This is a genomic window from Micromonospora sp. NPDC049580 (genome assembly GCF_040675595.1).
GTDB lineage: Bacteria > Actinomycetota > Actinomycetes > Mycobacteriales > Micromonosporaceae > Micromonospora.
The window spans coordinates 1-7797 of record NZ_JBFAPG010000305.1 but is presented as its reverse complement, the minus strand read 5'-3'; the positions used below and the strand labels follow the sequence as shown (position 1 = coordinate 7797).

Below are 7797 nucleotides of genomic sequence, written 5' to 3'. Positions count from 1 at the left end.
GCCACCGCGACGATCCGGTGGCCGTCGGCGAACGTGGGCGCTAGTTGCCCAGGGTGACGTGCAGGACGCGTTCGTTGCTGTTGTTCGGGGTGCTGTCCTTGTCACCGGTGTTGGTGGTGGTGAGCCACAGTCCCCCGTCGGGCGCCGGCTCCACCGTCCGCAGCCGGCCGTAGGTGCCACTGAAGTACGTCTGCACGTTCGTCAGGCTGCTGCCGCTGATCACGGCGCGGTACATCCGCGTACCGCGGGCGCAGGCGACGTAGAGCGCGTCGCGCACGATCGCGATGCCGGAGCAGGAGCCCTCGGCGGTCGGGTAGGTGCGGGCCGGCGCGATGTAGCCGGCGGTGCCGCAGGTGCCGCTGGTGCCCTCGCAGGCCGGCCAGCCGTAGTTGCCGCCTCGCGTGATCAGGTTGGTCTCATCCATGATCGAGTTGCCGAACTCCTGCTCCCACAGGCGGCCCTGCGAGTCGAACGCGAGCCCCTGCGGATTGCGGTGCCCGTAGCTCCACACGTAGTTGCCGAACGGGTTGTCCGCCGGGACGCTGCCGTCCGGGTTGAGGCGCAGGATCTTGCCCTCAAGGGTGGAGCGGTCCTGGGCGTAGGCGCCGTTCTGCGCGTCGCCGGTGCTGGCGTACAGCTTGCCGTCCGGGCCGAACCGCAGGCGACCGCCGTCGTGGAACTTGTTGCGCCGAATCCCGCTGAGCAGGACCTGCTCGCTGGCGGTGGTGAGCCGGTCGTTCTCCATCTTGATCCGGACGATCCGGTTGTCGCTGGGCGAGGTGTGCATGATGTAGAGCCACCGGTCGCTGGCGAAGGTCGACGAGATCGCGAGACCCAGCAGGCCACCCTCACCGTCGGTGCTCTGCACGTTCGGCACGGTGCCCACTGTGGTCTTCGCCCCCGTGGTGGGGTTGAGATGGATGATGTCGTGCGCGTCGCGGCGGTTGTAGAGGACGGTGCCGTCCGGCAGCGTCACCAGCCCCCACGGGATGTCGGTGTCGGTGGTGACCTGCCGCACCGTGCACACCGGGTTGGCGCAGGTGCCGCCGGTGCTCACCGAGACAGAGGCGCTGCGCGCCGAGGCGTTGTCCTGCCCGTCGCGGGCGAGGACCTGGTACTGGTACGTGGTGTTCGCCGCCAGGCCGCTGTCGGTGAAGGTGGTGGCCGGCGGGGCGCCCGTGACAGTGCCGATCTTCACGCCACCGCGGTAGACGTCGTACGCCCGGACCCCGACGTTGTCGCTCGACGCGGCCCAGCGCAGGGTCACCGTGGTCCCCGACGCGGTGCCGGTGAGCTGCGTCGGCGTGCTCGGCGGCACGGTGTCGGCCTGGCAGGGCGGCGGCGTGATCGTCACGGTGGCGCTGGCCTGCGACACGTTTCCGGCGGCGTCACGCGCGTTGACGTACAGGCCCCAACTCGCTCCGGGGACGACGGTGAGGCTGGCCGACAGGGTGCCGCCGCTCACCGAGGTCATGAGCTGGCCATCGTGATAGATGTCGTAGAACGCCACAGCGACGTTGTCCGTCGAGGCGTTCCACGCGAAGGTCACCGAGTTGCAGGTCAGCCCGCTCACCCGAGGGTTGCCGGGCGGTGTGGGTGGCTGACTGTCGGTGCTGCCGAGCGACGACGTCCAGCGCTGGTTGGCCTGCCCGTTGCACGTCCAGAGACCGACCGTCGTGCCGTTGGCGGTGCCCCCGCCGGTCACGTCCAGGCAGAGTCCGGACTGGACACCGACGATGCTCCCGTCGGCGTTGATCCGCCAGCGCTGGTTGGCGCCGCCGGTGCAGCCGTAGATCTGCAGCGCGGCGGGCGCGCTCGTGTCCTGGCCGACCACGTCCAGGCACATCGTCGCGTCGTACACCCGCAACTCGCCGGCGGCGGTGAACGTCCACGCCTGGTTGGCCTGGCCGACGCAGTCGTAGATGTTGATGCCGGCGCCGGGTGTGCGTGAGTTGCCCACCACGTCCAGACACCGACCGGACGCCACACCGACGACGGTTGACGGGCCCGCGGCCGACGCCGGCACGCCGACCGCCACGGCCAGCAGCATCGCCGCGGCAAACGCCGGCACCAGCCGTCGTGGTCTGACTCGGGCGAAGGTTCGCATCCGTCCTCCAAGGTCGGGGCATCGAACGGCCCGACCCCACGCCGGACGACCCAGCGCCCGACCGGACCGACGAGGAAGCAACATCGACCATCAAAGATGGATTCGCGACACATGTCAACGATCTCGTTCGATCGAGGACAAACCCGATCAACGAGGTCGCCGCCGAAGTCGGGGCGGTACGCGCGGCACCACCGCAGGCGCCCACGGTGATCCGATCCGGCGGCCGGACCGCCCAGCCCGCCGTGCGGGGCGATCCGGCCGGCGGTCAGCTCGCCCTGCGTGAGACCGTTGGCCAAGGTGCGGCCGCCTGCCGTCGCCGCCCGGCAGACCAGGTCGCCGCGAGCGACCCGAATCGACACCCGTCAAGGTCTGTCGATGGCGGAAGTATTGGTAGCACGTCGGCGCACTGTCAACGTTTACCGGAAAGATTGCGGAGCCGCCTGGCGACCCCCGCGCACTTGACGAACTGTCGAGCCTGGCCACGGCCCTGATCAATCTCTCCACAACGGATGCTTCGGCGAAGCCGTTCGTCGATTGGTCGGATCTCCGTCGGGAATTCCGGGAGGTTTCCGGATCACGACCGTCCGTCCGCCCTGAATACCGAGGCGATCAGCCCCACCGCCGCAGCCACCGGATCGCCATTGCGGCGACATCCCGGCTGCTCCGGATCGGTCTGGTGACGCGAGGACAGCTCCGGGTGGCTATCGGCGCGGGTTCCGGAAATTGTTGACGCGTCGGAATTCTCGCTGTAATACTTCGATCCATTCTGGTCGATGCGATCCCGCTTCCGGCGGGTTTCGGTCGATCTCCCCACCCACCACCCACACGTCCGGACCGGACCATGCCGCCCGCACACCGGGGCACGTTCGGACCGGTAGAAGGGGCACAGATGAGCACTGTCTCCGCTGGCACGCTCGTACGGTCGAGGCGACTACGTGCGGCGCTGTCCATCCTCGCCACCGCCGTCGCGACGTGCGGCATCGTCGTCGTGGCCACCGCCACCCCGTCGAGCGCCGCCACCTGCAACGGCTACGTCGGCCTCACCTTCGACGACGGTCCGACCGGCAGCACCAGCGCACTGCTGAACGTGCTGCGCGCCAACGGCGTACGGGCCACCATGTTCAACATCGGGCAGAACGTGCAGAACAACAGGTCGGCGGCGCAGGCACAGGTGGCCGCCGGCATGTGGGTCGGCAACCACAGCTGGAGCCACGCCCACATGACGTCGATGAGTCAGTCCCAGATGCAGTCCGACCTGTCCCAGACGAGTTCGGCGATCCAGTCCGCGACCGGCATCCGGCCCCAGCTGTTCCGGCCGCCGTACGGGGAAACCAACTCGACCCTCCAGTCGGTCGCCTCGTCGCTCGGGATGCGGCAGGTGATCTGGGATGTCGACTCACAGGACTGGAACGGCGCGAGCGTCAGCCAGATCGTGTCGAACGCCAGCCGCCTCCAGGCCGGCCAGGTCATCCTCATGCACGACGGGATCCAGAACACCCGGGACGCCATCGGCCAGATCGTGGCCAACCTGACCAGCCGCAACCTCTGCCCCGGCATGATCTCGCCGTCCACCGGTCGCGCGGTCGCACCCGACGGCGCGACCCCGCCACCGGGCAGCACGACTCCCCCGCCCAGCAGCACGACCCCGCCGCCGTCCGGGGGCAGCTGCACCGCGACGGCGACGACGACGAACGTCTGGGGTGACCGGTACAACACCTCGGTCACCGTCAGCGGCACCAACACCTGGACCGTGGTGGTCGCCCTCACCTCGCCGCAGAAGGTCTCCACCATCTGGAACGGCAGCGCCACCTGGGACAGCAGCGGCAACGTCATGACCGTACGTCCCAACGGGGGCGGCAACACGTTCGGCTTCACCACGATGTTCAACGGCAACAGCAGCGCCCGACCGCAGATCCGCTCCTGTACGGCCGGCTGACACCGCGACGGTCCTGCGTGGCGTCAGCCGGATGCCACGCAGGACCAGAGCCCGTCTTCACTGCCTCGCAGCAGGAGGCGATTCGCTCGAACAGGTGCTCCACCTGGGTGATGCGCAGTACACGCTGGGTGATACCGCCGGCACCCCTGATCGAGAAGCGGGAGCCGCCCCGCTTCGCCCGGTCGGCGGCCAGGAGCAGGACGTGGACCCCTGCGGCGCTGAAGAAGTCGACAGCCGCGAGATCGCAACAGACGTCGGGGTGGCGGTCCAGGGCGTTGGTCAGCGCCGCCCCCAGCAGCGGGGCGGTGTCCATGTCGACATAGGCCGCCGGGGCGACGATCAACCGGTCGGCGGAGAACGGGGCAGACGAGTTGATGGGCTCGGTGTAACGGGCCACGGAGAAGGGCCGTTCCGGGACAGCCGGGCCCCAGAACCCACTCCGGTAGTGACGAGCGAATCGGGTCGATGTCGCCCGCGGAGGCTGGATCGCCATCTCTACGCGGTCGATCATGGGCACACGCCTCCCGTTGGAGATCCTGGACAGGATGGGCGCGTGACTTGACCCAGTCACACCGTAATGAGGATTTCCGCTGGCCGCCAGTGCACTCGTCCCCGCACGACTTGCACGCCGTGGCGTGACGGCCCAGCCGTGCGGGCCGCCCCGAGCCGGCCCACCCCGATCACTCGACTGGGTTTTCGGACAAAAAGGCTCATCTCCGAATAACTCTCCCGTAATACCGTGAGTTGCGTGCCACTGAACCAGAGTCGCTCTGGTCGATCGCTGGCGTAACCCACATCGAGAGGATCGGACCATGCGCGACCTATCTCGTCGCGAAGTACTCAAGGCGACGGCGGCCGTCGGCGCGGGGGCCGCGGTTTTCCCCGGCATCGTGGCCGCCGGCGCCCCGGGATTCGCGGCCGACGGCGGCCCGGGCCCGTCTTCCACCGCGGAGTATCCGCCGGCGGAGCTGACCGGCCGCATCGTCCGCCCTCAGGATCCCGGGTACGCGAACGCGAGCCTCGGCTGGGACGAGCTGTTCGTCCGCTACCCGCTGGTCATCGTCTTCGCGCAGAACACCCAGGACGTGGTCAACGCCCTGACCTGGGCGCGGCAGAACGACGTCGCGCTGCGGGTACGCAGCGGCCGGCACAGCCTTGAGGGCTGGTCGAACGTCGACAACGGCATCGTGATCGACGTGAGCGAGCTCAAGTCGACCCACATCGACTACGCGAGCCGCATCGCACGGGTGGGCGCCGGGCTCAACCAGCTGGAGGCGGTCACCGCGCTCGGCGAGCACGACCTCGCGGTGACGACCGGCACGGAGGGAAGCGTGGGCCTGTCCGGCGCGACCCTCGGCGGCGGTCTCGGGTTCCTCACCCGCTACCTCGGGATGGCCTGCGACAGCCTGATCGGGGCGGAGATCGTCGTCGCGTGGGGCACCAACGGCGCCAAGGCGATCGAGGTGGACCTGCACAACCACGAGGACCTGCTCTGGGCCCTGCGCGGCGCGGGCAACGGCAACTTCGGGATCGTCACCTCGCTCACCTACCGGGTGACGCCGCTGCGCAGCGTCGCCTATCTCCAGGCGACCTGGGACGGCCTCGGCGACCTGGAGGAGATCTTCGAGACCTGGCAGCGCGTCGCTCCGTTCACCGACTACCGCCTGGGGACCCAGGTCGAGATCCACAAGTCCGAGATCCTGCTGTTCGCGGTGCTCGCTGACGGTCCGGAGGCGGAGGCGCGGGAGCTGCTGGAGCCGATCCTCTCGATCGGCAATCCCGAGGTCACCGTACAGACCGGGGGCTGGGGCGAGATCTACACGGGCTTCCAGATCCCGACCGAGGACGAGCCCGCCAACTGGAAGTTCTTCTCGCAGTTCTCCAACAGGCCGTTCCCGAAGAAGGCGATCAGCGTGGTCCGCGCCTTCATGGAGGAGGCGCCCACGGACGACAGCAACTTCTTCCTCCAGGCGTTCGGTCGCGGGGCCCAGGCGCACGAACCCCGTGGCGGCTCCGCGTTCCCGCACCGCGACGCGCTCTTCTACTCCGAGCCGGGCACCGGCTGGGGCACCCGCGGGGAGCCGGACAGCGGCGAGGCCCTCACCCCGATCGCCCAGACCTGGATCGCCGAGTTCAGCCAGGCCCTGCGGCCGTACGTCGACGGCGCCTACGTCAACGTGCCGAACATCGGGATGGCGGAGTGGGAGTCGGCCTACTGGGGGTCCAACTTCTACCGACTGCGCAAGGTCAAGGCGAAGTACGACCCGCACAACGTCTTCCAGTACGAGCAGAGCATTCCACCCGCGACCTGCTGAAGCGACGGTCCCGGGCCACGCGTGGGCGTGGTCCGGGGCCGCGTCCGCTCGGCGACGGTCGTGGCTTCTCGCGGCGTCGGCCAGCCGGAGCGAGCGGAGCGGCGCCAACTTTTGCCTTCCGTGAAAAAAGATCAGCTCCTTGTGAAAAAAGCCTCACCCCGGTGAGGATATTCAGATGCGTCGTCTCCCCCAGAGTCTCGGCCGGCTGATCGCGAGCCTGCTCGCGCTCGCCCTCGCCACGGCGGTCACCCTTCTCGCGTCCGCTCAGCCCGCCGCAGCTCACGGGACGCTCGCGATGTCCACTCCCGAGAGCGGCGCCACGGTGCAGGGGCCGTTGACGTCGGTGGCGCTGTACTTCACGGAAAAGGTCGGCGCCAACGCGTACTTCACGGTCACCGCGCCGAACGGCGTTCGTGTCGACAACGGCTGGACGTACGGGGAGCCGAAGGCGCTGACCAAGCCGGTGCGGGAGTACTTCCTGGTCGACGGCCAGTTCCAGCCACGCGAGTACACGACGGGCTTTCCGGCGGTGGTGTCGGTCGCGCACCTTCCGGCGGCCGGCCAGTATTCGGTGAGCTACCTGTCGGTGGCCTCCGACGGTGACGCGGTGCGCGGCACGATGACGTTCCGCTACACCGGCCGGGCGACCACTGCGCCGCAGGGTTGGCAACCGCCGACCCAGCAGCCCGACCCCGCGCTTCTGGCCGCCATCGACCAGCACGCGTCCACGGGGCAGCAGCCGGTGGCCTCGGCGGCGCCCGCCGGATCGCCGAGCACAGCGCAGGCGGCTCCCGCCGTACCCTCGGATGGGCGAAGCGGCCCGGGCGCGCTGCTCTGGGTCGGCGGGGCGGTCGCGGTCCTGGCGGCGGTGGCGGGCTTCGTCGCGTGGCGTCGTCGCTCGTCGACGGCGGGTGGACCGCCTGGCCGAGCCCGCCCGTCGAAGGCTCCGACCGGCCGGGGTGGTCGCGTCGCACCCTCGGCACGCAAGCCCGTCGCCCGCAGGAGCGCGGCAACCGCGAGCAGGAGTGCGGCAAGCGTCGCCAAGAACGCGGCGACCGCCGGCACGAGCGCGGCGACCGCCGGCGGCGGTCGCGCGGCCGGTGGCCGACAGCGAAGTGCCGCCGTACCCGCGGCGAGCAGGAGCGGCGCGCTCGCCAGCGCGCGGAGTCCGGTCGTCGTTGAGTCCGCGCCGGCGGGACGGCCGGCGCCGTCCGCGCGGGCCCTGGCCACACCGGAGGACACGTCGCCCGCCGAACGGCCGCGGCCCGAGGCGCAGGACAGCAGCGTGGTAGGCGCGTCACGGCTGACCAACACCCACCTGGCGCTGCTCGTCGGCGGCTTGGTGGTGGCTCTGCTGGCCGGCTTCGGGCTCGCCCGCATCGGCACCGGCGACGCGTCGCCGGCCGGTGACGCGCGTCGGCCCGCGGCCGCCGGCGGAG

The 7797-nt window shown here is 70.0% G+C and carries 6 protein-coding genes; 3 read left to right on the top strand and 3 right to left on the bottom strand.

Annotation, left to right across the window (positions count from 1 at the left end):
- Window positions 1–40 precede the first annotated feature (40 nt).
- Together AB0J68_RS22040 and AB0J68_RS22035 are read right to left on the bottom strand one after the other, a co-directional pair.
- Entirely contained in the window at window positions 41–2071 is a 2031-nt protein-coding gene (locus AB0J68_RS22040; RefSeq protein WP_363940293.1) for a PQQ-dependent sugar dehydrogenase, read from the bottom strand.
- Window positions 2072–2681: 610 nt separating this feature from the next.
- Window positions 2682–2921 carry a hypothetical protein gene (locus AB0J68_RS22035; protein WP_363940291.1) on the bottom strand — a complete coding sequence of 80 codons (240 nt, stop codon included), beginning with the start codon at window positions 2919–2921 and terminating at the stop codon, window positions 2682–2684.
- 75 nt (window positions 2922–2996) lie between these two features.
- Here AB0J68_RS22035 and AB0J68_RS22030 point away from each other — a divergent pair, with 75 nt between their 5' ends.
- Window positions 2997–4043 (top strand): polysaccharide deacetylase family protein, encoded by a 1047-nt coding sequence (locus tag AB0J68_RS22030; RefSeq protein ID WP_354855747.1) that lies wholly within the window; start codon window positions 2997–2999, stop codon window positions 4041–4043.
- Here the strand turns inward: AB0J68_RS22030 and AB0J68_RS22025 are convergent.
- Window positions 3991–4554 carry an STAS domain-containing protein gene (locus AB0J68_RS22025; RefSeq protein WP_355066435.1) on the bottom strand — a complete coding sequence of 188 codons (564 nt, stop codon included), beginning with the start codon at window positions 4552–4554 and terminating at the stop codon, window positions 3991–3993. The genes AB0J68_RS22030 and AB0J68_RS22025 overlap by 53 nt on opposite strands.
- Window positions 4555–4855: 301 nt before the next feature.
- On the opposite strand from AB0J68_RS22025, the gene AB0J68_RS22020 reads away from it, so the two are divergent.
- The gene (locus AB0J68_RS22020; RefSeq protein WP_354855749.1) at window positions 4856–6358 is read left to right on the top strand and encodes an FAD-binding oxidoreductase; all 1503 of its coding nucleotides are present in this window, start codon (window positions 4856–4858) and stop codon (window positions 6356–6358) included.
- Window positions 6359–6533: 175 nt separating this feature from the next.
- Window positions 6534–7797 (top strand): copper resistance protein CopC (locus AB0J68_RS22015; protein ID WP_363940289.1); only part of this gene is annotated, 1264 nt, incomplete at its 3' end.